Here is a 25,362-nt window from a genome sequence, read left to right on the forward strand (position 1 = left end):
ATGGAAATCTTGATGGCTATCTTGGCGTCCATTTTGTTCGCCACCGCCATATATAACTTATTGCAAAAGCAGTTTTTAAGAATCATCATAGGTACGGTACTACTTTCACATGCTGCCCATCTATTTTTGCTTACGATGGGAAAATTAAAACGAGGAAATCCTCCTGTATTGGTTGAGGGTGTAACAAACTATGCGGATCCTCTACCACAAGCTCTCATTCTGACATCCATTGTCATTAGCTTTGGGGTAACTAGTTTTCTACTCGTATTGGCTTACCGAACCTACACACTGAACAAATCTGATAATATGGACGAATTGAGAGGTAGTAGTGATGAGTAACTTAGCAGTTTTACCGATAGTTATACCTTTGATAGCTAGTGTTATCTCAGCGTTTATACCAAAAAAGCTTGGTCTATCACGGTTCATTGCGAAACTATTCGCGATAATCTTTTTAGTATATGCGGGGTACTTAGCTTGGGTCGTTTTCACGGACGGAATCATCGTTATGCAAGCAAGTGGCTGGGCCGCTCCATTCGGCATATCGATTGTGGCTGATTATTTATCTGTGACGCTTGTTTTGATTACATCAATCTTGACCACTGCAGCCGTCTTCTATGCACCAAGCTCATTAAGTCAACTTCAAGAAAGCTACTATTTTTATACGTTTATGTTCTTGATGATTAGTGGGGTTGTCGGTGCTTTCTTGACCGGAGACTTATTTAACTTGTTTGTTTTCTTTGAAGTATTACTAATGGCCTCGTATGGACTCATTGTACTAGGAGGAGGAAAGGTTCAATTAAGAGAGTCACTGAAATATGTTCTCTTTAATGTATTCTCTTCCATGCTGTTTGTCTCAACGGTTGGTTTCATTTATGCCTCCGTCGGAACAGTAAACATGGCCCACTTGGCTGAGCGAATTCAGGAAGCTGAACAAACGGGAATTTTAACGGGGCTTGGTGTCTTGCTGTTTTTCGTATTTGCGATTAAAGCAGCCATATTCCCACTTTATTATTGGTTGCCTAATTCTTATATCGTCCCAAACCCGGTCGTTTCCGCATTATTTGGGGCATTACTTACGAAAGTCGGAATCTATTCCATTCTTCGTGTTTTTACATTAATCTTCAATCATGATATAGGTATTACACACGAAATTTTCACCTGGTTAGCCATATTCACCATGTTATTCGGTGTGATTGGTGCATTATCTACACAAAACGTAAAATTAATTGTTACGTATAACATCATACCGGCAATTGGCTTCATCTTAATGGGGATTAGCTTATATTCGTCAGCCGGCATTGAAGGATCAGTCTATTACTTAGTGCATGATATGATAATTAAGGCAGCCCTATTCTTTCTCGTTGGTGCTTTGGTTGTAGCTGCCGGTACGGACGATCTGCGAAAAATGGGTGGATTGATTACCCGATATCCTGTTCTTGGCTGGCTTTTCTTTGTTGGTTCTCTCGTATTGGCAGGTGTCCCGCCATTCAGTGGCTTTATTGGAAAGTTACTATTATTAAGAGGATCATTAGAACAAGAAGAAATCCTTTTAACCGTGGCAGCCCTGATAACAAGCTTATTGATCCTCTATTCGATGATTCGTATCTTCGTCCGTGGGTTTTGGGGAGACACTGTTGAAGGACTTCCAGAAGGACAGAATAAAAAAGTTCGCCATCTAACCATTCCAGCCGCAGTATTACTTGCGATCAGTATTTTTATTGGAATCGGTGCTGAGTTTATCTATCCTCATGTTGAAACAATTGCTAATATGTTGTTAGATCGAGCAGAATACATTAACGCCGTACTAAGGGAGTAAGATTTATGGCTATTCAAATAATATTCAATTTACTTATTGCTGTTTTATGGATGTTTATGACAGAGTCTTATACATTCGTCACTTTTCTGATTGGTTATATCATCGGCATTGCTTTATTGTTCTTACTTCGTCGCTTCATACCAGATGCATTCTACTTTAAGCGAGTCTTATTGATGATCAAGTTGATTTTGTTATTCTTAAAAGAATTAATTGGATCGACCTGGCAAATAGCCAAACTTGTATACAAGCCCAAGTTGAGCGTAGAACCCGGGATCTTTGCACTACCGACTGAACTTCGTACGAATTGGGAAATTACGTTGCTTGCCAACTTAATTTCATTGACTCCTGGAACGTTGAGCGTTTCAATTTCTGATGATCATACGACAATCTATATCCACGCGATGGATATGCCGGATATCGAAAAAGAAATTGAAGGTATTAAGGAAACCTTTGAAAAAGCGATTATGGAGGTGACGAGATAATGTTAGAAGATTTCGGAGGCGAACTATTGGAATGGACAGTGATCGTTTGTCTGGTCGCAGTAGCATTTTCGGTAGTTATCCTATTGATTCGCATTATCATTGGTCCGACAAATGCGGACCGTGCTGTCGCCTTAGATACGATGGGAATCAATTTAATGGCTTTCGCCGGTCTGACAGCGATCCATCTAGTGACGACAAAACTAAACGATGTTATTTTATTGATTGGCATTTTATTGTTTATCGGTACGATCGCAATTGCGAAATTTATTGAAAAGGGTGTTATCATTGATCGAAATAATCATTAGTTTATTTTTACTTGTTGGCACCTTTTTCATTTTTTCAGGATCACTCGGCATACTTCGGTTTCCTGATGTCTATACACGACTTCACGCAGCAACAAAAGCTTCTACACTCGGTGTGGCCAGTGTCTTGCTAGCAGCGTTTTTATTTTTGTACGTAGACCACGAAATCATTAGTGGAAAACTTTTAATTGGGATATGGTTTATTATGCTCACCGCCCCAATTAGTGGACACATGATCTCCAGAGCTGCACATAACGCAGGAGTCAAGTTGCATGAAAGTAGTATTCGTGACGAATTACAAGAAGCAAATGACCAAGCGAATGCCGAACGACAATCCGAACAACCAGATTCTTAACATCTATTCTGTGCTCCTTTTAATTGGGAGCGCAGTTTTTTTATTGTTTTTAAGGTGGATAGGCACTAATTAAAATTTTCGCCATATAATTGGGGTGTAGGCAAATATCTAATCAACAGGAGTGATGTTTTGCTTAGTTTCTTAAAACTGCTTTCATTATTCGTGCAGCACCCATACTTTTTTGCCCTTTATATTAAGGGACAAATTTTTCCTCAACCGCTTTCAAAAGAAGATGAAAAGAAGTATTTGGACCTTTGGCAAAATGGTGATTTGGATGCCCGAAATAAACTAATTGAACATAACTTACGACTTGTAGCACATATTGCAAAAAAATATGAAAATAATAAAGAGGATCAAGAAGACCTTATTTCCATCGGTACAATCGGTCTCATCAAAGGAGTAGAGAGTTTCTCACCAGAAAAAGGCACGAAACTAGCAACTTATGTAGCGAGATGTATCGACAATGAAATACTTATGTTCCTTCGATCTACGAAAAAGAGCAATAAGGATATGTCTCTACAAGACCCGATTGGCAACGATAAAGAAGGAAATGAAATTAGCTTAATTGACATATTACAATCAGACCAACCCGACCTTGCTGATAAAGTTCAAACAACGATGGAAATTGAAAAAATCTTTCAATATATTCATTTATTAAATTCACGCGAAAAAGAAGTTATTGTTAAAAGGTATGGATTGAATAATCAGAAGGAGTTCACACAGCGAGAGATTTCTCAAGAACTCGGTATCTCACGTAGCTATGTCTCTCGAATCGAAAAACGCGCTTTAATGAAAATGTTTCATGCATTTTATCGTGAAAAGGAAAAAGCAAAAAAGCAAAAAAACCCTAAATGATATTGACCACTAAGCAAGATCAAAAGTACATTTTCACTGCTTAAAACACGGCTTACAAAACTGTTTGATACCCAATTTCCGAAGGTGAGTGACCTGATTACCGACCGAATTCATCGTCCAACAGACTGTTCAGGTAGTGGTCGTATTTCATCCACTCACCGATATCTTCCTGGAACATAACGAAACCCTAGACGGAGATCGATTTATGAATCGATTCCCATCTAGGGTTTTAGCTTACAGCATATTTAATATGAACGTTGCGCTGTTTTCCGCTGCTTTCTCGAGAAATTTTTCAAAACTGACTTCAGACGTTTTTCCGGCAATGTCAGACAATGATCGGATGATTAAAAATGGTGTTCCATATTGGTAGCAAACTTGTGCAATTGCAGCTGCTTCCATTTCCAATGCTTTCACTTCAGGAAACCGTTCGATAACTTGGCTGACTCTTTCAGCATCAGACATGAATGAGTCAGCTGTACCAATGATTCCTACTACCTTCTGAAAATCGCCTGTAAGCCGCTCAATCGATTCTTTTGCTCGTTGGACCAACTGGTCATCTGAAGTAAATACTTCTGGCATTTGTGGAATTTGCCCGAATTTATAACCAAATGCAGTCGCATCTGCATCGTGGTGAAGAATATTCTCACCAATAACGATGTCGCCAACCTCCAAGGTTGGATCCGTTCCACCGGCGCTACCTGTATTTATGACATAGTCAGGCTTAAACCGTTCATGTAAGATGGTGGTCGATAAAGCTGCATTGACTTTACCGATGCCAGACTGTAATAGAATAATTTCATGATCGCCATAGCTACCTATATTATATTCGCAATTTGCTATAGTCGTTGATGAATGAATTGTTATCCGTTCTTTGATTGCTTCCACTTCTTCTTCCATTGCGCCAATAATTGCGTATTTCATTTTCTATCTCCTTCGTCGAACTATTCAAACCGATGTTTTTGATCATTTTCTTCTAAAACTTTTACGAGTTGTGGTTGCCATCCTTCATTTTCAACCCACTCTAAGTGGACACGGTATATCTCACCATCTGTTTGATTTTCTATCGTCGCTTCTACATAATTCGGATTCCCGTCACTTCCAAACCACCAATAGGTAATATCTTCGGAATTACCGTTGATCGCTGAAGCTGAAGCTTCTTCCAGTTCTTGACGATCTTGGCTTCCTTTGTCTAAATCAATCGAATGTGGTTCTTCTTGTTCGGTTGGATATGTTGGCCAATCACCTTTAATGACTTGTATAACATTCTCTTCATCGGATTGCTCAACTTCAATCTCTTCTCCAAAGTTACTGTATTCGCCTGTATTTTCATCTGTTGACTCGTTCGTTTCCTCATCTGATTTTTCTTGTTCGTCTGTAGACTGGTCTTCGTCGGATGGTGTATCCTCATTACTTTCATCTGTTGACTCATTATTTTCTTCTTCTTGGCCTGATGCTTCGTTTTGATTCGACTCTCCATCAGATGAATCTTCTAACTCCACACCTTCTTCTGTTTCTTCATCCCCAGCCTCTTCATCACCAGAAAAGAAATATAGCATGATCAGCAACAGGATTAAAATCCCTGCTAAGATCAACATGTAATTCATCATTTTTGTTGTTCGTCTTCTTTTCTCAAATCGTTCAGCTCTTGTGTGTTCATTTTGATACTCGTCTGCCATAACACGGACCTCCACGAAATGGATTTGGTATACAGTTCAATAATATGTAAATGTCCTACACAGCGTTGCGTAGGACAATACATGGATGATTTGGTTATTTTACTTCTGTAATTCGAACTTCTAATTCGCCACCTGGTGTAGCGACGGTCACTTCTTCTCCGACTTTTTTACCGAGTAGGCTTTGAGCCATTGGAGAATCATTTGAGATTCTACCCTCAAATGGATCAGCTTCTGCACTTCCGACGATTTGATATTCTTCTTCGTCACCATCCGGTAACTCTACGAATTTAACTGTCTTACCTAGTTGGACAATGTCTGAGACGTTTTCATCGTTTTCGATGATCACTGCATAACGAAGCATCGTCTCAATTTGAGAAATACGAGATTCAACAAATGCTTGTTCATCTTTTGCCGAATCGTATTCTGAGTTCTCGGACAAGTCACCAAAATCTCTAGCTATTTTAATACGCTCGACCACTTCTGGACGACGAACGGTAATTAACTCGTTTAATTCATCTTCTAGTTTCTTTTTCCCTTCCTCTGTCATAAAAAACTGTTTTTCTTCTGCCATTTCTAACACCTCTCGTTAATTTCTAATCTGTTTGTTTCTAATCCATTGTTATGAATGTTTGTCTTCAATAATACTTTTAATTTTTGTCGTCAGTAAATCAATCGCAACGTAATTATGGCCACCTTCAGGAATAATGATGTCTGCATATCTCTTCGCTGGTTCGACAAATTGGAGATGCATCGGTCTCACGACATTAACGTATTGGTCGATGACTGATTCGATCGATCTTCCACGTTCATTGATGTCCCGCATCATTCGGCGGATAATTCGCAGGTCGGAATCCGTATCAACGAATACTTTAATATCCATCATCTCACGTAATCTTTCGTCTTCAAGGACTAAAATTCCTTCTAAAATGATAACATCTTTTGGTTCGACGCTAATTGTTTCGTCAGATCTCGTGTGCATTTCATAATTATAAACTGGTTTTTCAATCGATTGTCGATTTAAGAGCTTGTTTAAATCTTCCCTTAACAAGTCATTATCGAATGCTAATGGATGATCATAATTTGTTTTTAATCTTTCTTCAAATGGTAAGTGTGATTGATCCTTATAATAATAGTCTTGTTCAATCACTAACATGGATGTATCTTTAAATTGATCGTATATTGCTCTCGTTACAGTGGTTTTGCCCGAGCCGCTTCCTCCGGCAACGCCAATGATAATTGGTTTCTTACTCACGGGAATCCGAAGCTCCTTTCTTGTTTGTCTGTTTGATTGCCAGTGCGATTCCGTCTCCTACTTCTACGATCGTCGTCTCGTAACGTTCATCGTTCATTAACCACTGATTAAAGGAGCTAATTTTGGAACCAAGCTTGGATAACCGTCTGGATTCATTATTCTCTCCAGAAACATATCCCTTAAATAATACATTGTCAACTACCAATAAGCCATCTTTTTTTAAGAAAGGATCTGCGTAGTTTACAAATTCTTTATTTTTTCCTTTGGCTGCATCGATGAAAACTAAATCAAATAGTTCATCTTCTGTACGTCTTTTTAGGAAATCAAGGGCGTCTTGATGATACGCTTTTATTTGATTTTCGTAGTTCAACGTTTGAATATTTTCGATGGCTTGTTGATACCTAGATTCATCGACTTCCAGGGTTGTTACATGAATACTCGGATCTACCTTCGCCATTTGTATGGCAGAATAGCCAATTGCTGTTCCGATCTCAAGTATTTTTTTGGGTCGATGAATTCGAATCAATTGCTTGATGAATCGGATGCCATCAATTTCCATAATTGGCACCTGATGTTCTTCTGCATATTCTTCAATCTTTTGAAGGTCTGAATCCCATTCTTCATATAAAGACTGGATATATTTTTGTGAAGCACGCATGACTTTCCTCCAACGGTGCATTATTCTTCAATTTTGCTATTTTATCATAAAAAAAGGTGGGAACGCGAATAGCAGGCGCTCCCGATCAATTGATCCATTAATCTTTCGGCGGACGATATTCTTGGATATTTTGCTCATGTTCCGCATAAGTCTCTGCGTAATAAACTTCACCTTCATAAGACGCAACGAAATAGAGATATTCATGGTCCTCTGGATTTAATGCCGCTTCCATCGAATTCTTATGGAAATTGGCAATCGGTCCAATCGGTAACCCTTGAATATGATAGGTGTTATATGGAGATTCAATCTCCAAATCGGAATACAATACGCGTTCTTTATGTTCACCGTGAGCATATAACGCAGTTGGATCAGTTTGTAACTTCATGCCCTCTTCTAATCGGTTATAGAATACGCCAGAAATCATTTTACGATCATCCTTACCGACAGCTTCACGCTCGAGCAGGGATGCCATCGTAATCGCTTCGTGCACATTGAAGTCCGATGCTTCTATTTGTGTCATAAAAGGTTGTAATTGATTGGATGTTTCGGTCAACATCTTGTTAACAATATCTTCAACCGTTAAATTTTCTTGATAGACCGGATACGTAATGGCGAACAAATAACCTTCTAACGGGTATCTGATTTCTTCTTGTAAAATATCTTCTCCAAGAATTGTCGGATATTGACCGATGAGTGATTGGATATAATCTCGATCTTGCATTTTATCTAAAAACTCATCTTCATCGATCGGCGTCTCTTTACCCAACCGGGCAGCAATTTGTTCCACTGTGAACCCTTCTGGAATCGTTATCGTATACAATGGATCGACGAGAATCTTTCCTGTTTTTAACGTTTCGGTAATTTCATCAAGCTTCATATTTTGAGCCAATAAATATTCTCCAGCTTGGAAGCCCGATTCGTTTTTAAACTTCACATACAACCGAAAGATCAAACTATTATTGATGATGTTATTTTCTTCAAGGATGCTGGCAATCCCTTCCGTGCTTGTCCCTAACGGAATTTCCACTTCGATAATCTCATTATTATCTGGATCGACTGGACTCAGCCCTTCGTCTATGTAGTTATAAATAGACAGCCCACCAATGATTAACACGATCACCACGATCAAAAGGATGGTAACAATCCATTTCCGTGCAACCTTTGCTTCACCTATTCGCTTTTTCTTTACATCTTTATAGGTTAATTTTGAATCATCATTGGAAGTTGACATTTCTCTTCCCCCTATCTACCCGCTTCATTATAAAGTATTCATGGAATAATTTCTATAATTTCAATAGAGATTCCATAAAATTTGTCTCAATATTATTTTTTATGACGAATGTAAACACGTTTTTAGAGGGTGAGATTCATTAAAAATCATGTAAGTGGATTTAGAAAAAAGCCGCGTCCATCATGGACGCGGCTTTTTTGCTAAAACAATGTTACTAATTTACTCTGTATCTTCTTCTTCTGAGAAAGTCGCGAGCATTTCCTCAACCATTTCCCACTCTTCATCTGTTTCGATTTCAAATAGTGCCATGTCATCTTCATTTTCACCGTTTTCTTCGTAACGAAACGCATAAACTTCCACTTCGTCTTCATCCACTTGGTCAGATGGAACAACGACGATATACGATTTTTCTGTTTCATCTACATCAAACGAGAACAACACATCAAATAGATGTTCTTCACCATTTTCGTCTGGAATAATAATTCGTTCTTTCTCTTCCATTTTCAACACTCCTTTTTAATTGGATTGATCCAGATAACCTTGTAGGATCAACACGGCTGCCATTTTATCAATGACTTTTTTTCTCTTTTTGCGACTCATATCCGCTTCAAGAAGAACACGTTCAGCAGCCATCGACGTCAACCGTTCGTCCCATAAGATCGTTTCGATACCAAGTTCATCTTCAAGAAACGTGGCAAAACGCTTCGATGCCTCTCCACGATCGCCGATCGTTCCATTCATATGCTTGGGAAGACCGACGACGGCTTTATTGATTTCGTGTTCTTTGATGATTGATTCCAATTTCGAAAACACTTGGTCAAAACCCGCTTTTTCATCCCAAGAAATTGTTTCAATCCCTTGAGCCGTAAAATGTAGGGCATCAGAAACAGCTACGCCGATGGTTTTCTCCCCCACATCTAATCCTAATATCCTCATCGATGACCCTCTTTATTCGTTTTTAAGTAGTGCTTGACCACTTCCTCAATCAACTCATCTCGTTCTACTTTGCGGATCATATTCCGTGCATCTCGATGGCGGGGGATGTAAGCAGGGTCCCCTGATAATAGATAGCCAACAATTTGATTGATTGGATTATAGCCTTTTTCTTCAAGTGATTCATACACCGAATGTAAAATTTCATTTACGACTTGTTCTTGAGAGTCATCAGAAAACTGGAACTTCATCGTATGATCTTGATTATCCATAATTGATCCCCCTCACTTCTACTTACCCTCATTATAAACGTAAATGTATTCAAGAAGAAACATTTTTAATATAGTCTTTTGCTGATTCCAGTGCTTCATTGATTTTTTCAGGATTTTTTCCGCCTGCTTGAGCCATGTCTGGACGGCCTCCACCGCCGCCACCGCAAATACTTGCTGCTTGTTTAACCATATTTCCTGCATGGTAACCTTTTTTAACTAAATCTTCCGAGACACTGCCGGCAAGTTGTACTTTTTCACCGTTTTCGATTGCCAACAGGATGATTCCTGAAGTCAATTGCTGTTTAAACTCATCTACCATTTGTCTGAGTGCATTCATGTCTTTCACATTAACTTTTGCAGCCAAGAGTGGAACACCTTCAATATTTTCCGTTTGTTCGATTAAGTCAGCTGCTTCAGCATTTGCTAGACGGGCAGATAATGATTCGTTTTCTTTTTGTATTGACTTCATTTCTGTAAACAATGATTCGATTCGTTGTGGAACTTGATCTTCCTTCGTTTTCAACAAGGTTGCTGCTTGTTGTAATTGGGCTTCTTTCTCTTCAAAAAATTCATAAGCACCTTTACTCGTCTTTGCTTCAATACGTCTCGTTCCAGCGCCTATTCCCGACTCTGAAATAATCTTGAATAAGCCAATCTCAGCTGTGTTTTGCACATGGCAACCACCACATAGCTCGAGACTATATTCACCGATCGAAACGACACGAACTTCTTTTCCGTATTTTTCACCAAAAAGCGCCATTGCACCCATTTCTTTAGCTTCTTGAATGTCATGATAACTGACACCTACGTTGATCGAGTCCCAAATTTTTTCATTCACGTTTTTCTCAATTTCATTCAACTCCTCTTCCGTGACAGCATTGAAATGAGAGAAGTCGAACCGTAGACGACCGGGCGCAACAAGTGACCCTGATTGATTGACGTGATCGCCTAGTACATCTTTTAGCGCTTGATGCAATAGGTGCGTAGCTGTATGATTTTTGATCACTTTCTTCCGTTTCTGCTGGTCGACTGTCGCTTTTACAGATTCCTGATTACTCAATCTACCTTCCTCTACTTTGATGCGATGTAGATGTTGACCATTTGGCGCTTTTTGAACGTCCAATACAGAAGCTTTTCCGTTTTCTGATTGGATGATTCCTTCATCCGCAACCTGACCGCCACTCTCTGCATAAAAAGGTGTCTCCTTCAAAAATAAATAGGCTTCATCACCTTGGTTTACTTCTTGAACTTCTTGTCTGTCCTTAATTAATGCTGCGACGGTAGATTGAATAGTTAATTGTTCATAGCCTGTAAATTGACTTTCTACATGGATTTCTCTTAGTACTTGGTCTTGAACCTGCATGGAGTCAACGTTTTGTCGAGCTGCCCGCGCACGTTGACGCTGTGCTGCCATTTCTTTTTCAAATCCTGCTTCGTCTATTTGAAAGCCTTCATCTTGGATATATTCTTCAGTCAGTTCTTTCGGAAATCCATACGTGTCATAAAGAACAAACACTTCATTACCAGGGAAGATATAACTTCCTTTTTCTTTTTCTTGTTTCATTATTTTTTCTAAAATCGCAAGTCCCTCTTGAAGCGTTTCATGAAAACGTTCTTCTTCCTTCCGGATGACATTCTGGATGAAGTCACTTTTCTCACTGACTTCTGGATAGAAGTCCTTCATAATATCTGCAACGACTTCGACCAACTGATAAATGAACGGTTGGTTCATACCCAGTTCTTTCGAAAAACGTACCGCTCTTCTTAATAGTCTTCTTAAAACGTAACCTCTTCCTTCATTTGAAGGCAACGCTCCATCTCCAATCGCAAATGCTACGGTTCTTACATGATCGGCGACGACTTTAAATGCTGTATCGACTTCTTTTGCTTTACCATATGTTTTCCCACTGATTTCTTCAATTTTTTCAAGGATCGGTTTAAATAGATCCGTTTCAAAATTCGTAGGTGTATCTTGTATGACAGAAACAATCCGTTCCAAGCCCATACCTGTATCAATGTTTTTGTTCGGTAATGGTGTATACGTATGGTCTGGATTATGGTTAAACTGAGAAAAGACTAAATTCCAAATTTCCAAATATCGTTCATTTTCACCGCCTGGATATAACTCTGGATTTTTTGGATCGTTTCCATATTTTTCGCCACGATCATAAAAGATTTCTGAGTTTGGACCACTTGGACCTTCACCGATATCCCAAAAGTTTTCTTCAATACGAATAATTCTCTCTACAGGCAGGCCAATTCTTTCTGCCCAGATCTTATATGCTTCCTCATCCTCTGGGTGAACTGTTACCGATAATTTTTCCGGATCAAATCCAACCCAATCCTTGCTCGTCAAAAATTCCCATGCCCACTCAATCGCTTCTTCTTTAAAATACTCACCAATGGAAAAGTTGCCGAGCATTTCAAAAAATGTGTGGTGACGAGCAGTAAATCCAACGTTTTCAATATCATTTGTTCGGATAGCCTTTTGAGCATTGACGATTCTTGGATTATCCGGAATGACTCGTCCATCAAAATACTTTTTTAACGTTGCAACCCCACTATTAATCCATAATAAAGTCGGGTCTTCATGGGGAACCAATGATTGACTAGGTTCCACCGAGTGTTTTTTCTCTTGAAAAAAGTCCAAAAACATTTGTCGTACTTCACTTGATGTCAGTATTTTCATCGTTTTTCCTCCTTAAAAATTCTCATTTAAAATATAAAGCATTGTTAACGTCTGTGGTTGCTCTTTGGCAGCTTTGCTCGATTTTTCGACGGCTTCGCTCGGCTTTTCGACGGCTTCGCTCGACTTTTCGACGGCTTCACTCGATTTTTCAGCGGCTCCGCTCGTTTTTTCGACGGCTCCGCTCGTTTTTTCGACGGCTTCGCTCGATTTATCGGTGGCTTCGTTCGACTTTTCGGCGGCTTCGCTCGACTTTTCAGCGGCTTCACTCGACTTTTCAGCGGCTTCACTCGACTTTTCAGCGGCTTCATTCGATATTAAGAATTTAATACGTACGTTTAACTGAGCCAAATACAAAAAAGCCCCTACAGTATGATGTAGGGACGGTTATCCGCGGTGCCACCCTGATTATAGACTTTGCCTTGGTCAATTCTTCCCATTCAGAATGATAACCAAATAAAGCCTATCAGCTCAAACACCGTAACGGAGTGGACCGGCGGGGATTAGCCGCTCTCTGGAATAGCGTTCAATGACATTCACTTAGCGTCTTTTACAGCCAGGAAGACGCCTCTCTTGAAGTGATTCTGTCATTTACTCGTTTCCTTCATCGATTTCGTGAATTTTTGCTTCTGTCGTTATTATATTGAATCTCTATAAGGCTGTCAATTTCTACTATCATTCATCAGAAAATAAATCTTCTAAAAAATACTCAGGTTGGTGCAATTGGCTGACCATTTCTCTTGATTGTTGGTTCTGATCGACTTCTACTAGGCAATTCCAGCAATAAAATCGTCCTTCATTGATCAGTCCTATGTTGGGTGTGTGACAATTTGGGCATTTCATGGAAAATAACTCCTTTGTATTTTCCTCTCATTTTTTGTTATGAGCGCCCAATTTATGCATTTTAAATTCAATCGTTTGCCGCTTCAATACTCAACTTCATTATGACACAACGTTTGTATCATATTATTCCATAAAATCATAGGGTGATAAATCATCATCATGTTTTTCGGCATCTTCTAACGGAAGGCCTTCAAAATCATCTTCTGTATGGTTCTCCGTTTTCACATCATTTGCTTCGGTCGTTTTAGTAGGTTGTGCTTTTTCTTGCGTCCTACCCAGTTCTTTTGATGAGTGATTGACTTCCGTCGCGTCATTACGATCGATTTCTTCTACACTCATTCCCCAAACATACTTAAGCCGTTCGACTAACGTCGTATTACGGTTAAAAAAGTTCTTCTGCTTCAACCCATCCATGAATTGATTATATTCACCACAAATAATGAGTGATGACTTTCCTCGGGTGATCGCTGTGTAAATTAAATTTTTGACGAGCATTCTTCTGAAAGAGCGAACAATTGGAATGATCACAATTGGAAATTCCGAGCCTTGTGATTTATGGATCGAAATGGCGTAAGCGAGCATCAACTGATTGAAATCTTGCCGTGTATATGAAACTTCTAATCCTTCAAAGTCCACAATCATTTCTTCTTTTTTCGTTTCCGTTTCCGTTGGTTTTTTAATGGCTCTGATCTCTCCGATATCTCCGTTAAACACTTTCTTTTCTGGTTGATTAACGAGTTGAATCACTTTGTCCCCGGATCGATAGACCGAATCGAAGTGCTTGATTTCTCGTTTTTGCTGAGAAGGCGGATTAAACAGCTGCTGCAACGTTTCATTTAATGCATGAATACCCGCTTTCGATCGGTACATAGGGGCCAATACTTGTATATCCCGTTGCGTATATCCTTTTGCCAATGCGCGTTCGACTATTTTTTCAATGACGATTCCGGTGTTTTCAGTTGATGTCGGGAAAAAATTAAAGTCACTGGACTTCGATAAATCGAGTTCTTCGAAACGGTCATTTTTAATCGCATGTGCTAACTTAATAATCGATGAATCTTCTTTTTGCCGATAGATCTCTTCCAATCTGGCCACTTTAATGCAATCCGACTTCAATAAATCAGACAGTACTTCACCTGGTCCGACGGAGGGCAATTGATCTTCATCCCCTACAAGGATGACTTTCATGGAAGAAGGGATCGCTTTGACCAACCGATTGGCAAGCCAAACATCAACCATGGAAAATTCATCGATGATGATTAACTTTCCATCCAGTTGGTTACCAGCATCATACTCGAACTCACCCTCTCCGCTCCAACCGAGCAAACTATGGATGGTTTTCGCCTTCATCCCTGTCGATTCACTCAACCGCTTGGCAGCCCGGCCTGTCGGTGCACATAGCAAGTAATTGGAATCTTTGATTGTTTTCTCTTTGTCACACAGTTTTTGGTAGCTCTCCAAGATCCCTTTTACAACGGTCGTCTTTCCAGTGCCTGGACCGCCAGTCAATATCATGACTTTTTCATCCAAAGCCATCTTGATCGCTTCATACTGCTCTTCCCCGTATGAAATACCTTCTCGCTCTTCTAAATCACCAATGAATTTCAACAGTTCGCTTTCTTCATAGGATGTATCCTCTTTTACCTCTTGGATTCGAGCTAATTGAGACGCAATTCCTTCTTCTGCAAAGTAAAGCTGAGGGAGATATATCCGATCATCTTCTTTCACAAGTAAAGATTCTTCGATTAGTGATTGAAAAAAGGTTTGAAATGAAAAACCAACTTGTGCTCCACGCGAAAATAATAATTCCGTTGCCTGACGAATCAAGTAATTTTCGTAGACGAAAACATGACCGTTGAGTGACTCTTCTTCCAACACATGCAAAATACCTGCTTGAATTCGTGTTGGATGATCATTGCGGATTCCAATCTGCTGGGCAATTTCATCTGCACGCTGAAAACCGAACCCTTCAATTTGGAATACAAGTTGGTAGGGATTTTCTGTTAATACGTCCAAGGTTTTTTCTTGATGTAACGCATAAATTTTTTGCGCAAGCTGCAGTCCTATTCCGTATTTGGATAATTCAACGGTGACACGATCGAAACCTTGATGAAGTCGTAAGTCTTGAATAAACTGCTGCTTTGTTTCTGTTTTCAACGACACAATGCCATCTAAAACTGTTTCATCCCTGAGCACTTTTTCGACGGTATCGATTCCCAACTTACCAACAATTTTTTGTGCTGTTTTCAATCCGATCCCATAAAATAAATCGCTTGAGAGATAGCGGATTAAGCTTTCCTCTGTTTTCGGCAACTCTTTCTCATACGTGAAGGCATGAAATTGATCACCAAATCGAGGATGACTTTCCATTTTGCCGTAAAATATATAATCGTTTCCATACGTAAGTTTCGGAAAATGACCTTTAACAACAAATTCATCTTCTTTTAAGTCTATATTCGTTTCATCCAGTTTGATCGATGCGATGGAAAATTGTTTTTCGGCATTATGAAAAATCATATGATTCAATTGGCCTTTGATATAAAGTTGATCAGTCATTCCATCTATCTCCTTCAACGATCCAGTTGAGTTACCCTTCACTCAAATATTCTTCGACTTTAATTTTACCATCTGCTGCAAGCATGTGGTCTGGCTGTGCATCGAGAGTTTTTTTGAAATAAGTTAAAGCTTTCTTCGGCTGCTCCTTATGCAAATAACATACAGCCGTATTGTAAAGTGCATCTGCATGTTGGTCATCCAATTCCGTGACATACAACAGCTGATTCAGTGCATGGTCGATCTGCTCGTTATAAGCTAAGCTCAAGCCATACTGGAACTGAATTTCTGTGTCTGATTTTTTCAATTCACTTGCTCGTTGAAAGAATGGAAGCGCCAGCTTTTCGTTTTGCTGATTTCTCAAAGAAACAGCGAGCATATAATAAGCATCTGCATCATCTAATCCAAATCGAACCGCGTTTTGAAATTCTTTTGCGGCTTGTTGGTAATTTTTCTGTTCGAAATGGAGCACACCCAGGCCGTAATAAGCGGTCCCTGATTTCGAATCAATTTCTATCGCTCGAGTAAAGAAATTTTGTGCTTTATCATATTCACCTACATGGTTTAATAGATTCCCGAAATTAATAAAGCCTACAGGATCTGTTGGATTTTCTTCGATGTATTGATTGAATGTATTGGCGGCTTCTTCTAGCTCATTCGCTTGCATATGTTCGATTCCTTTTTCAATTAAGTTCATCCGGTTGACTCCTTTCGGTTAATTCGTTGATCGTCTTTTTATTCTATCGTATCGTAGAAGTAATGCGAAGAAAATATTTTCGTTATAAAAGTATGTATTTTCTTATCAATATCCTTCTATTGAATCAATCGTTTATCTGGCAAAAAAGCCACCACAATAAATGTGCTGACTTTTAAGCTAGATATGTTAGTTGTTTACCGTCTTTAAAAGCGCGATCGATGGTTCCGCCACCTAAGCAACGTTCGCCATCATAGAAAACGACTGCTTGACCTGGTGTAATCGCTCGTTGAGGTTCTTTAAAGATGACTTCTGCCTGATCTTTCTCCGAATCCACGACGACACGAACGGCATAATCTTCCTGTCTATATCTGAATTTGGCCGTACACTCAATAGGCGCACTTAAATCAATATCCGCTAACCAATTCAAGTGAACAGCTTCTAAAGAATCTGAATAAAGCGCTTCGTTGTTAAAGCTTTGTCCTACATAGAGAATATTCTCTTCTAAGTTTTTTCCGATGACAAACCAAGGGTCACCTGCACCACCGATTCCAAGACCTTGTCTTTGACCGATTGTGTAGTACATTAATCCGTCGTGATTACCTTTCACTTCACCTTCTAATGTTTGCATTTCACCTGGTTTAGCTGGTAGGTATTCACTCAAAAACTCTTTGAAGTTTCTTTCACCAATAAAACAAATTCCTGTACTGTCTTTCTTTGTTGCAGTAGCTAAATCATGTTTTTTGGCAATTTCACGGACTTCAGACTTATCAAGCTCTCCTAATGGAAACATCAGTCTCGGGAGTATTTCTTTCGGTATTTGATTCAAAAAATACGTTTGATCTTTATTTGAATCAACTCCTCGAAGCATTTGTGCTTGACCATCTATTTCACTGACACGGGCATAATGTCCGGTCGCCAAGTAATCTGCGCCTAATCCCATTGCATGGTCTAAGAAAGCCTTGAATTTAATCTCTTTATTACACATGACATCCGGATTCGGCGTTCGTCCCGCTTTATATTCCTCTAAAAAGTAGGTAAACACTTTATCCCAATATTGCTTTTCAAAATTTACGGAGTAGTACGGAATGTCTAACTGGTTAGCAACACGTGCAACGTCTTCGTAATCTTCCGTCGCTGTGCATACACCAAACTCATCTGTGTCATCCCAGTTTTTCATGAAAATTCCTACGACATCATAACCTTGTTGTTTCAAAAGCAACGCAGTAACAGATGAATCGACGCCTCCAGACATACCGACCACTACTCTTGTGTCTTCTGGCTTTTTCATTTTTTCACCACCTAACCTCTTGTATGATTTGGCAATAACCTGTTTAAGATTTTGCTGATTCTTTCAACACAAAACTGAATTTCTTCCTCGCTCGTTTCGATTCCAAAGCTAAAGCGAATGGAATTATATATACGGTCATTTTTTTCACCATACATTGCTTTTAATACATGTGATGGATCAATCGAACCGGCAGTACAAGCAGAACCGGAAGAAACCGCAATGCCTTCTAAATCTAGATTCGTCAAGAACATTTCTACTTCCACACCCGGAAAACTAATGTTCAAGATATTTGGCATATGCTCTTCTTTTTTTCCATTCATGTGATAATCGATGGAAAGTTCGTTCAATCCAGCAATGAATTTCTCGCTGAGCCTTTGATAATGAGTCATTCGATCTTCTCGTTCTTTCTCCAACAACTCAATAGCTTTTTTAAACCCTACAATCCCAAGCATGTTTTCTGTACCGGATCGCCACTTTCTTTCTTGTTCCCCGCCGAAAATTTGTTGAGCCAAATGAATATCATCATTTCGATATAAAAATCCGATTCCTTTTGGTCCGTAAATTTTATGCGATGAAACAGATAGAAGGTCAACATTGAGTGCAGTCACATCAAGTTTTTCCAGTCCGTACGCTTGTACAGCATCCGTATGGAAAATAGCTTGGTGTTCTTTTAAACGTTCACCAATAGCCTCAATCGGTTGTTGCATGCCAGTTTCGTTGTTTACCCGCATGATGGAGACGAAAATTGTATCCGGTCGAAGGGCTTCTTCAACTGCTTCGACAGAAACGACTCCCGACTCATCCACAGGGAGAAAGGTCACTTCAAAGCCTTCCTTTTCTAACTCCTCCATTGGATGTAAAACAGCGTGATGTTCAATCTGGGTCGTGATGATATGCTTGCCTTTATGGGCATGAGCCCGTGCAACTCCAAAGATCGCTAGATTGTTTGCCTCGGTTGCTCCACTCGTAAATATAATCGAAGAAAAATCGGCTCCGATACTCCGTGCAGCTTCGCTTCTAGCTTCATCCAATAGTTTTCTGCTTTCTCTGCCAAAGGAGTGGATACTGCTTGGGTTTCCATATGTCCCTTCCAGTGCTTCCATCATTTCTTGTTTGACTTCAGGGTGTAAAGGAGTTGTTGCTGCGTAATCTAAATAAACGCGTTTCACAGAAGTCACCTACTTTTTCTATTAAATATAAAACATATCTTCTTCTTGATAAATGGAGCCATCGTGCTCTGCTAAATCAGCCAACGTTGTTGAATCGAGTACATCCTTTACGGCGTCACGAATTCGTCGCCACAATTCTTGCTGAGCAGGTTGTTCATCCTCCATCTCTTCAACGGGGCGAATCGGTCCTTCAAGTGGTTTTATGATGTCTGCTGCCGTTATATTTTTCGGCTCTTCAGCCAATAAATAACCACCTTTAGCTCCGCGAACACTTCTGACCAAACCAACATTGCGAAGTGGTGCGATTAATTGTTCAAGATAATGTTCAGATAAATGATATTCTTGTGCAATTACTTTTAGCGAAATCGGATTTTTACTCGGATGTCCTTTTGCCAATGCAATCATGATCGTTAGTCCGTATCTCCCTTTCGTAGAGATCTTCATCCAATATCCCCCTCATCAATAACCAAATCTAACAGATGGATTGGCACCTTTTGCGAAAACCATCTGACATTATAGCATGTTTTAATACATTGTGGAATTTAATGAACTAGCGCTTCTTTTCATCCTGTCGCGATTCGTTCGATAACTTTTTCAACTTCTCGTATGTTTGCGCATATCTTTTTTCTTCACCTAACATTTTAGGCTGATAATATGACATACCACGGAGGGACTCAGGTAAATATTCTTGGTAAACCCATCCAGTAGAAGAATGATGCGGGTATTTATATTCAACTCCATGTCCCAGGTTGGATGCACCTGCATAATGCGAATCCTTTATATGATCTGGTATATCCGCCGTCACACCTTTTTTGACATGCTTAATCGCTTTATCCAGTGCTTTATAAGCGGTATTCGACTTCGGTGATAAACATAACTCAATGGTGATCACACTTAGAGGAATCCTCGCCTCAGGCAAGCCTAATCGTTCGACGGATTGAATGGCAGGCAACACACGTGCAGCTACGGCTGGACTAGCCAAACCAATATCCTCGTATGCAATCACCAACAATCGACGCATGATGGCTTCCAAATCGCCGCCTTCTAACAGTCTAGCTAAATAATATAAGGCGGCATCCGCATCACTGCCACGAATACTTTTTTGAAACCCCGATAGCAGATCGTAATAAATGTCTCCTTTATTATCATGCACAAAACCTTTATTTTGAATGCTTGACTGAACCGTTTCGAGTTCTACTTGGTAGGTACCTTCATCCGTCATATCCGAAGCGTAAACAACTTCTTCTAAAATCGTTAAAGCTGTACGCCCATCACCTGTCGTTTCAGCGATCAGCTTCAGATGATCCTCCGAAATATCAATCGTCATGTGGGATAATCCTCTTGGGTCTTTTAACGCTCGGTGAAGAAGGTCTAATATATCGTCTTGATTCAACGGGTGTAATTGCTTGATCTGTCCACAGCGCGACCGAATCGCGTTATTTACGCTATGATAAGGATTTTCAGTTGTCGCACCGATGAATGTTATAATGCCTTCCTCCATCGCATTCAGCAATGTATCCTGTTGTCCTTTGTGAAAGCGATGAATCTCATCGATGAACAAAAGCACATTTCTAGTTAATTTTGCTTCTTGGATAATCTGTTCAACCTCTTTTTTGCTGGCGCTTGTTGCATTAATCGCAAAGAATTCCATATTGGAAGAACCTGCAATGGCATAAGCTAAAGAAGTTTTTCCAGTTCCGGGTGGTCCATACAGAAGCATTGATGGTACATATCCATTTTTAATCATTTTATATAATGAAGTGTTTTCACCGATCACATGTTTTTGACCGACAACTTCTTCAATTTTCTCTGGTCGCATACGGAATGCAAGTGGTTCATTAGTAAACATATCTTTCTCCTTCAATTCATGCTCAATCTTTTTCTATTTTACTATAGATGTCCAGTTTTTTCTGAGTTTGAGCCTGGATTTCTATGTATATTATCCTCACAACTTGCACATGATAGAAATAGGAAACTATCATTCGAGATAAAAGGAGTTGGGAATATGGTTAAAGTGAGGCAAGACGCTTGGTCTCATGAAGATGATTTATTACTGGCAGAAACTGTGCTTAGACATATACGTGAAGGAAGTACACAATTAGTGGCTTTCGAGGAAGTCGGTGACAAACTGAATCGAACGGCTGCTGCATGTGGTTTTCGGTGGAACGCTGAAGTCCGTAAAAACTATGAAAAAGCAGTAGACTTGGCCAAAAGACAACGAAAAGAACGCAAAAAAGCAATGAAGCAACAAGCAACGAATGGAGTCACAAACATCTCCGAAGCAAAGGAAATACCGAAAACGAATCAACAACCTACCACCATTGATGAAATTATTCATTTACTAGAACAACTAAAAGAATCTACTTCAATCAATGATGAAGCTGAATTCGAGCAAATGAAGGAATATAATCAACAGTTAACCAATGAAAATGAAGAATGGAAAGCAAAATACGAACAACTGCAAAAAGATTACGATACCTTAAAAGAAGATTACCAGACATTTGTGAACATCATGGACCGTGCAAGGAAAATGGTCGTATTGGATGAAGATTCGTCCCTGTCCTCACCTGCTTTTAAGATGGCGAAAAATGGCAATTTAGAGCAAATTGCGAAATGAAAAAAGCAGGACACAAAGCATGTTCATTAAGATCTCTCAATAATTGATTTCTTCCAATATAAACATGTAAAAAAGCTATTTTAAGGTCTGCTTAAAATAGCTTTTTTGTATGTACACAATCCCAATTGTGCCGTTCCTCCTTAATGTTTTGAACCCGCTCCAGGCAGGTGGGTGTCCTGTTCTGTGCTTTGTATGTCCTATAAAAGGCATATACGCCACACAGAAACGCCGGACTCCCTTACATAAAAGTGTTCGGTCAAAACGTACGACGGAGAAGACGAACACATTAGGATTGCTCTGTTTCAACTTTGTAATCAAATAATATCACATACATTATCCAATATCAAGAGATACAAGCGCCCAATTTTTGGATTTCTTAATCTTTTTTTAGAATATTCAGCTTACTGGTTTTCATTATCTTTCAATTCTAAGTGTAATTCAGCTAGTTGCTCATCCGACACCGTAGACGGCGCTTCGGTCAATGGATCTGATGCTGATGCTGTCTTCGGAAATAAAATCGTGTCACGAAGATTCGTTTTACCGGCCAAAAGCATTACCAAGCGATCAAAGCCAAGGGCAATTCCACCGTGTGGAGGTGCTCCATATTCCAATGCTTCCAACAAGAATCCAAATTGTTCTTCTGCTGATTCTTTTGTAAAACCGAGTGCTTCAAACATTTTGTTTTGCAAGTCTTTTTCGTAGATACGTAATGACCCACCACCGAGTTCAAAGCCGTTTAACACAACATCATAAGCTTGTGCTTGAACATTTTCTGGTGAATCTGTCAATTGATCGATATGCTCAGGCTTCGGCATTGTAAATGGATGGTGAGCTGCGTGATATCGTCCATCCTCGGAATCATATTCAAACAATGGCCAATCAGTAACCCATAAGAAGTTTAGTTGTTCTTCATTGATTAAACCAAGATTTTTTCCTAATTTTAAGCGAAGTGCACCTAAACTGTCGTATACAATTTGTTTTTGATCAGCGACGAATAGAAGCAAGTCATTTGCTTTTGCATCTAATTGATTACGTAATGCTTTGGCATCATCTTCATCGAAAAATTTGGCGATTGGACCTGTCAATTCACCATTTTCATCAATTTTAATCCATGCTAACCCTTTTGCTCCATAGATTTTAACAAAATCAGTTAATTGATCGATATCTTTTCGTGAAAATTGGTCGGCCTGATTTTCTACATTTAATGCACTCACTTGACCGCCGTTTTCCACGGTTTGTTTAAACACATTAAAGTTTGAAGTTGCAGCGAATTCATTGATTTGTTTTAGCTCCATACCGAAGCGTGTATCCGGTTTGTCTGATCCATATCGCTCCATTGCTTCTTGATAGGTCATTCGAGGAAATGGGTTGGCTATGTCTTTTCCTTTAACCTCTTTCACGACAAAACGAAGCATCTCTTCAGTCATTTTCATGATCTCTTCTTGGTTCATGAAAGACGTTTCAATATCAATTTGTGTAAATTCAGGCTGGCGATCGGCACGCAAATCTTCATCACGGAAACAACGAGTAATCTGATAATATTTTTCGAATCCTGAGACCATCAGCAATTGCTTAAAGAGTTGCGGCGACTGTGGTAACGCATAGAATTCTCCTTCATGAACACGACTAGGAACTAAATAATCCCGCGCTCCTTCAGGTGTGCTTTTCGTCAACACTGGCGTTTCCATTTCCAAAAAGTTTTGTCGATTCAAATACTGGCGAATGGCTTGGGCAATTTCATGCCGTAAAATAAATGTTTCTTGCATCGTATTCCGACGTAGATCCAAATAACGATATTTCAAACGAATTTCTTCTGAAACATCTATTTTATCCTCAATCTGGATTGGCAATGCCTTCGATTTATTGATAATTGTTAACTGATTGGCTACGATTTCAAGTTCACCTGTTTGCATCGATGGATTGATGGTACCTTCATCTCTTCGTTTCACGACACCAGTAACTTCGATGACATACTCACTTCGAATCTTTTCTGCTTGCTCCAAAGCTTCTTTCGATTCAGGACTGAATACAACTTGCACAATCCCTGAGCGGTCACGTAAATCAATAAAAATTAATCCGCCAAGGTCCCGACGTCGTTGTACCCATCCTTTTAATAATACAGTCTGTTCCTCTTGATCAAGAGTAAGCATCCCGCAGTATGAACGTTCGAGCATCTTATTTCCCTCCAATATAAGTGGCAATCTCGTTGAGTGGAACGGTCGTTTGTTCCCCGGTTGCTAATTCTTTTACTTTTGCTTTACCTTCATTCATTTCCTCTTCTCCAAGGATGACGACAAATTTAGCTTTCGCCCGTTCAGCTGCCTTAAACTGAGCCTTCATTTTTTTATTCAAATAATCCCGGTCAGCTCGAATTCCTTGTTGGCGTAATTGATGAATGAGTTCGGTTGCTTTGAATGTCACTTCATCGCCGATCGAAACGATATAACAATCAATTCCTGCGTTTGTTTCAAGCGACAGCTTTTCAGCATCAAGTGCCATCAACAATCGTTCAATACTCAAAGCAAAACCGATTCCTGATGTTTCAGGGCCACCAAGATCTTCAATTAATCCGTTGTATCGGCCACCACCGGATAGTGTAGTAATGGAACCAAACCCTTCTGCTTCGCTCATGATTTCAAAAGCAGTTTGTGTATAATAGTCCAATCCCCGAACAAGATTTTCATCTACAGTATAGGAAATCCCCATCGCATCCAAATGTTTTTTGACAGATTCAAAGTAGTTGCTTGAATACTCATTGAGGTAATCCAATATAGACGGTGCTGTTTTCATCGCTGGATGATCTTGATCGACCTTACAGTCCAGTAAACGGAGTGGATTCTTTTCCAGTCTAACTTGACAATCTTGGCATAGCTCTTCTTGATGTGGCTGAAAATGGTTGATCAATGCTTCCCGGTGGCTTTGACGGCTTTCTCGGTCGCCTAGACTATTGATGACTAACTTAAGCGACTTCAAGCCAAATGCTTCATAGCACTCCATCGCAAATGCTAATACTTCCGCGTCAATTGCCGGATTGTCACTGCCAATCGCTTCAATGCCAAACTGAGTAAATTGCCGCGTGCGTCCTTGTTGTGGTCGTTCATACCTGAACATCGGCCCGATATAATACAATTTAGTAGGCTGCTCTGGTAGTCCGTGCATTTTATGTTGTACATATGATCTTGCTACAGAAGCTGTGCCTTCAGGGCGTAATGTTAAGCTTCTCCCACCTCTGTCTTCAAATGTGTACATCTCTTTTTGAACGATGTCTGTTGTATCACCGACACCTCGCTGAAATAATTCTGTTCGCTCAAACATAGGCGTACGTATCTCTCTATAATGATATTTTTCCGATAATTTTCTTAACGTATTTTCAATGACTTGCCATTTCTCTGTCGCTTCTGGCAATAGATCTTCCGTACCTCTAGGTATATGAATCAACGTCAGTTCCTCCTTCGTTTTATGTAAGTCTTTTGAAAATAAAAAAATCCCTATCAATCCGCATTCCAATTGATAGGGACGAGTTTACCCCGTGTTGCCACCCTGATTAAAGCAACCTAAGAGAGTTGCTTTCACTTCATTTCATTAACGCTTCTCGCGGCCTATACCTACTTTTACATTCGGCAAGGCACCTCCGGAATGTCTTTCACAAAGGACATATGAGTTTGCTTCCAGCCATG

27 protein-coding genes, 1 other RNA gene and 2 other annotated features (1 of these 30 cut by a window edge) are annotated in these 25,362 nt (G+C 39.7%); of the genes, 7 read left to right on the forward strand and 21 right to left on the reverse strand.

Annotation, left to right across the window (positions count from 1 at the left end; all coding sequences use genetic code 11):
* From FPQ10_RS03595 to sigK, 6 genes are all read left to right on the forward strand, one after another.
* Positions 1 to 339 carry a Na(+)/H(+) antiporter subunit C gene (locus FPQ10_RS03595; protein WP_144160422.1) on the forward strand — a complete coding sequence of 113 codons (339 nt, stop codon included), beginning with the start codon at positions 1 to 3 and terminating at the stop codon, positions 337 to 339.
* On the forward strand, positions 332 to 1,816 hold the full coding sequence (locus tag FPQ10_RS03600; protein WP_144160424.1) for a Na+/H+ antiporter subunit D: 1,485 nt from the start codon (positions 332 to 334) through the stop codon (positions 1,814 to 1,816). The genes FPQ10_RS03595 and FPQ10_RS03600 overlap by 8 nt, the downstream gene beginning before the upstream one ends.
* 5 nt (positions 1,817 to 1,821) lie before the next feature.
* Positions 1,822 to 2,298, forward strand: coding sequence for a Na+/H+ antiporter subunit E (locus FPQ10_RS03605; protein WP_144160427.1), 477 nt, complete (start codon positions 1,822 to 1,824; stop codon positions 2,296 to 2,298).
* Complete coding sequence (locus FPQ10_RS03610; RefSeq protein ID WP_144160430.1) at positions 2,298 to 2,603, forward strand: Na(+)/H(+) antiporter subunit F1; 306 nt, start codon at positions 2,298 to 2,300, stop codon at positions 2,601 to 2,603. Before FPQ10_RS03605 ends, FPQ10_RS03610 begins: the two co-directional genes overlap by 1 nt.
* On the forward strand, positions 2,584 to 2,955 hold the full coding sequence (mnhG, locus tag FPQ10_RS03615) for a monovalent cation/H(+) antiporter subunit G (protein WP_144160433.1): 372 nt from the start codon (positions 2,584 to 2,586) through the stop codon (positions 2,953 to 2,955). Before FPQ10_RS03610 ends, mnhG begins: the two co-directional genes overlap by 20 nt.
* Before the next feature lie 147 nt (positions 2,956 to 3,102).
* On the forward strand, positions 3,103 to 3,810 hold the full coding sequence (gene sigK, locus FPQ10_RS03620; RefSeq protein WP_370512021.1) for an RNA polymerase sporulation sigma factor SigK: 708 nt from the start codon (positions 3,103 to 3,105) through the stop codon (positions 3,808 to 3,810).
* Between the two features lie 234 nt (positions 3,811 to 4,044).
* Here the strand turns inward: sigK and mtnN are convergent, their stop codons facing one another.
* The 18 genes from mtnN to FPQ10_RS03705 all read right to left on the reverse strand — a co-directional run bounded on the left by mtnN (position 4,045) and on the right by FPQ10_RS03705 (position 20,917).
* Complete coding sequence (gene mtnN / locus FPQ10_RS03625; RefSeq protein WP_144160439.1) at positions 4,045 to 4,731, reverse strand: 5'-methylthioadenosine/S-adenosylhomocysteine nucleosidase; 687 nt, start codon at positions 4,729 to 4,731, stop codon at positions 4,045 to 4,047.
* Positions 4,732 to 4,751: 20 nt separating this feature from the next.
* Entirely contained in the window at positions 4,752 to 5,486 is a 735-nt protein-coding gene (locus FPQ10_RS03630; protein WP_144160442.1) for a YrrS family protein, read from the reverse strand.
* Positions 5,487 to 5,580: 94 nt separating this feature from the next.
* The gene (greA, locus tag FPQ10_RS03635) at positions 5,581 to 6,057 is read right to left on the reverse strand and encodes a transcription elongation factor GreA (protein WP_144160445.1); all 477 of its coding nucleotides are present in this window, start codon (positions 6,055 to 6,057) and stop codon (positions 5,581 to 5,583) included.
* A gap of 48 nt (positions 6,058 to 6,105) precedes the next feature.
* Complete coding sequence (gene udk, locus FPQ10_RS03640; RefSeq protein ID WP_144160448.1) at positions 6,106 to 6,738, reverse strand: uridine kinase; 633 nt, start codon at positions 6,736 to 6,738, stop codon at positions 6,106 to 6,108.
* Positions 6,731 to 7,396: an O-methyltransferase gene (locus FPQ10_RS03645; RefSeq protein ID WP_186278523.1), complete on the reverse strand. Its 666-nt coding sequence runs from the start codon at positions 7,394 to 7,396 to the stop codon at positions 6,731 to 6,733. Before FPQ10_RS03645 ends, udk begins: the two co-directional genes overlap by 8 nt.
* A 97-nt stretch (positions 7,397 to 7,493) precedes the next feature.
* A complete protein-coding gene (gene mltG, locus FPQ10_RS03650) occupies positions 7,494 to 8,627 on the reverse strand; it encodes an endolytic transglycosylase MltG (RefSeq protein WP_144160454.1) in 1,134 nt (377 codons plus the stop codon).
* A gap of 219 nt (positions 8,628 to 8,846) precedes the next feature.
* Entirely contained in the window at positions 8,847 to 9,134 is a 288-nt protein-coding gene (locus FPQ10_RS03655) for a DUF1292 domain-containing protein (protein ID WP_144160457.1), read from the reverse strand.
* 9 nt (positions 9,135 to 9,143) lie between these two features.
* On the reverse strand, positions 9,144 to 9,563 hold the full coding sequence (gene ruvX, locus FPQ10_RS03660; RefSeq protein WP_144160460.1) for a Holliday junction resolvase RuvX: 420 nt from the start codon (positions 9,561 to 9,563) through the stop codon (positions 9,144 to 9,146).
* Positions 9,560 to 9,832, reverse strand: coding sequence for an IreB family regulatory phosphoprotein (locus tag FPQ10_RS03665; protein WP_144160463.1), 273 nt, complete (start codon positions 9,830 to 9,832; stop codon positions 9,560 to 9,562). Before FPQ10_RS03665 ends, ruvX begins: the two co-directional genes overlap by 4 nt.
* Before the next feature lie 49 nt (positions 9,833 to 9,881).
* Positions 9,882 to 12,521 carry an alanine--tRNA ligase gene (gene alaS / locus FPQ10_RS03670; RefSeq protein ID WP_144160466.1) on the reverse strand — a complete coding sequence of 880 codons (2,640 nt, stop codon included), beginning with the start codon at positions 12,519 to 12,521 and terminating at the stop codon, positions 9,882 to 9,884.
* A gap of 12 nt (positions 12,522 to 12,533) precedes the next feature.
* Complete coding sequence (locus tag FPQ10_RS03675; RefSeq protein ID WP_144160469.1) at positions 12,534 to 12,869, reverse strand: hypothetical protein; 336 nt, start codon at positions 12,867 to 12,869, stop codon at positions 12,534 to 12,536.
* A 25-nt stretch (positions 12,870 to 12,894) separates the two neighbouring features.
* Positions 12,895 to 13,135, reverse strand: a binding site (T-box leader).
* A 58-nt stretch (positions 13,136 to 13,193) separates the two neighbouring features.
* The gene (locus FPQ10_RS12930; protein ID WP_186278524.1) at positions 13,194 to 13,361 is read right to left on the reverse strand and encodes a hypothetical protein; all 168 of its coding nucleotides are present in this window, start codon (positions 13,359 to 13,361) and stop codon (positions 13,194 to 13,196) included.
* A gap of 123 nt (positions 13,362 to 13,484) precedes the next feature.
* Entirely contained in the window at positions 13,485 to 15,917 is a 2,433-nt protein-coding gene (gene recD2, locus FPQ10_RS03680) for an SF1B family DNA helicase RecD2 (protein ID WP_144160472.1), read from the reverse strand.
* Positions 15,918 to 15,948: 31 nt separating this feature from the next.
* On the reverse strand, positions 15,949 to 16,611 hold the full coding sequence (locus FPQ10_RS03685) for a tetratricopeptide repeat protein (protein WP_144160475.1): 663 nt from the start codon (positions 16,609 to 16,611) through the stop codon (positions 15,949 to 15,951).
* A gap of 172 nt (positions 16,612 to 16,783) precedes the next feature.
* The gene (gene mnmA / locus FPQ10_RS03690) at positions 16,784 to 17,899 is read right to left on the reverse strand and encodes a tRNA 2-thiouridine(34) synthase MnmA (protein ID WP_144160478.1); all 1,116 of its coding nucleotides are present in this window, start codon (positions 17,897 to 17,899) and stop codon (positions 16,784 to 16,786) included.
* A gap of 11 nt (positions 17,900 to 17,910) precedes the next feature.
* Complete coding sequence (locus tag FPQ10_RS03695; RefSeq protein WP_144160481.1) at positions 17,911 to 19,068, reverse strand: cysteine desulfurase family protein; 1,158 nt, start codon at positions 19,066 to 19,068, stop codon at positions 17,911 to 17,913.
* Between the two features lie 21 nt (positions 19,069 to 19,089).
* Entirely contained in the window at positions 19,090 to 19,512 is a 423-nt protein-coding gene (cymR, locus tag FPQ10_RS03700) for a cysteine metabolism transcriptional regulator CymR (RefSeq protein ID WP_144160485.1), read from the reverse strand.
* 106 nt (positions 19,513 to 19,618) lie between these two features.
* Complete coding sequence (locus FPQ10_RS03705; RefSeq protein WP_144160488.1) at positions 19,619 to 20,917, reverse strand: replication-associated recombination protein A; 1,299 nt, start codon at positions 20,915 to 20,917, stop codon at positions 19,619 to 19,621.
* A gap of 156 nt (positions 20,918 to 21,073) precedes the next feature.
* Between FPQ10_RS03705 and FPQ10_RS03710 the strand changes: the two genes are divergently transcribed.
* Positions 21,074 to 21,685 (forward strand): RsfA family transcriptional regulator, encoded by a 612-nt coding sequence (locus tag FPQ10_RS03710; RefSeq protein WP_144160490.1) that lies wholly within the window; start codon positions 21,074 to 21,076, stop codon positions 21,683 to 21,685.
* A gap of 114 nt (positions 21,686 to 21,799) precedes the next feature.
* Here FPQ10_RS03710 and ssrS read toward each other — a convergent pair.
* From ssrS to hisS, 3 genes are all read right to left on the reverse strand, one after another.
* A non-coding RNA gene (gene ssrS / locus FPQ10_RS03715) (6S RNA) lies at positions 21,800 to 21,981 on the reverse strand.
* Positions 21,982 to 22,086: 105 nt separating this feature from the next.
* Positions 22,087 to 23,859: an aspartate--tRNA ligase gene (gene aspS, locus FPQ10_RS03720; RefSeq protein WP_144160493.1), complete on the reverse strand. Its 1,773-nt coding sequence runs from the start codon at positions 23,857 to 23,859 to the stop codon at positions 22,087 to 22,089.
* Between the two features lies 1 nt (position 23,860).
* Positions 23,861 to 25,123, reverse strand: a complete 1,263-nt coding sequence (gene hisS / locus FPQ10_RS03725) for a histidine--tRNA ligase (protein WP_144160496.1) — start codon at positions 25,121 to 25,123, stop codon at positions 23,861 to 23,863.
* A 71-nt stretch (positions 25,124 to 25,194) separates the two neighbouring features.
* Positions 25,195 to 25,362 (reverse strand) — a binding site (T-box leader) (it continues 56 nt past the right edge of the window).

The sequence above is a fragment of the Allobacillus sp. SKP2-8 genome (genome assembly GCF_007559355.1).
Lineage (GTDB): Bacteria > Bacillota > Bacilli > Bacillales > Alkalibacillaceae > Allobacillus > Allobacillus halotolerans.

Coding starts and splice junctions, on each gene's coding strand:
- FPQ10_RS03665 (WP_144160463.1), bottom strand. CDS start 9,832: ATGGATAATCAAGATCATACGATGAAGTTCCAGTTTTCTGATGACTCT.
- FPQ10_RS03605 (WP_144160427.1), top strand. CDS start 1,822: ATGGCTATTCAAATAATATTCAATTTACTTATTGCTGTTTTATGGATG.
- FPQ10_RS03600 (WP_144160424.1), top strand. CDS start 332: ATGAGTAACTTAGCAGTTTTACCGATAGTTATACCTTTGATAGCTAGT.
- aspS (WP_144160493.1), bottom strand. CDS start 23,859: ATGCTCGAACGTTCATACTGCGGGATGCTTACTCTTGATCAAGAGGAA.
- FPQ10_RS03645 (WP_186278523.1), bottom strand. CDS start 7,396: ATGCGTGCTTCACAAAAATATATCCAGTCTTTATATGAAGAATGGGAT.
- FPQ10_RS03685 (WP_144160475.1), bottom strand. CDS start 16,611: ATGAACTTAATTGAAAAAGGAATCGAACATATGCAAGCGAATGAGCTA.
- mnmA (WP_144160478.1), bottom strand. CDS start 17,899: ATGAAAAAGCCAGAAGACACAAGAGTAGTGGTCGGTATGTCTGGAGGC.
- FPQ10_RS03710 (WP_144160490.1), top strand. CDS start 21,074: ATGGTTAAAGTGAGGCAAGACGCTTGGTCTCATGAAGATGATTTATTA.
- FPQ10_RS12930 (WP_186278524.1), bottom strand. CDS start 13,361: ATGAAATGCCCAAATTGTCACACACCCAACATAGGACTGATCAATGAA.
- FPQ10_RS03595 (WP_144160422.1), top strand. CDS start 1: ATGGAAATCTTGATGGCTATCTTGGCGTCCATTTTGTTCGCCACCGCC.
- cymR (WP_144160485.1), bottom strand. CDS start 19,512: ATGAAGATCTCTACGAAAGGGAGATACGGACTAACGATCATGATTGCA.
- alaS (WP_144160466.1), bottom strand. CDS start 12,521: ATGAAAATACTGACATCAAGTGAAGTACGACAAATGTTTTTGGACTTT.
- FPQ10_RS03705 (WP_144160488.1), bottom strand. CDS start 20,917: ATGTTTACTAATGAACCACTTGCATTCCGTATGCGACCAGAGAAAATT.
- mltG (WP_144160454.1), bottom strand. CDS start 8,627: ATGTCAACTTCCAATGATGATTCAAAATTAACCTATAAAGATGTAAAG.
- mtnN (WP_144160439.1), bottom strand. CDS start 4,731: ATGAAATACGCAATTATTGGCGCAATGGAAGAAGAAGTGGAAGCAATC.
- recD2 (WP_144160472.1), bottom strand. CDS start 15,917: ATGACTGATCAACTTTATATCAAAGGCCAATTGAATCATATGATTTTT.
- greA (WP_144160445.1), bottom strand. CDS start 6,057: ATGGCAGAAGAAAAACAGTTTTTTATGACAGAGGAAGGGAAAAAGAAA.
- FPQ10_RS03610 (WP_144160430.1), top strand. CDS start 2,298: ATGTTAGAAGATTTCGGAGGCGAACTATTGGAATGGACAGTGATCGTT.
- ruvX (WP_144160460.1), bottom strand. CDS start 9,563: ATGAGGATATTAGGATTAGATGTGGGGGAGAAAACCATCGGCGTAGCT.
- FPQ10_RS03630 (WP_144160442.1), bottom strand. CDS start 5,486: ATGGCAGACGAGTATCAAAATGAACACACAAGAGCTGAACGATTTGAG.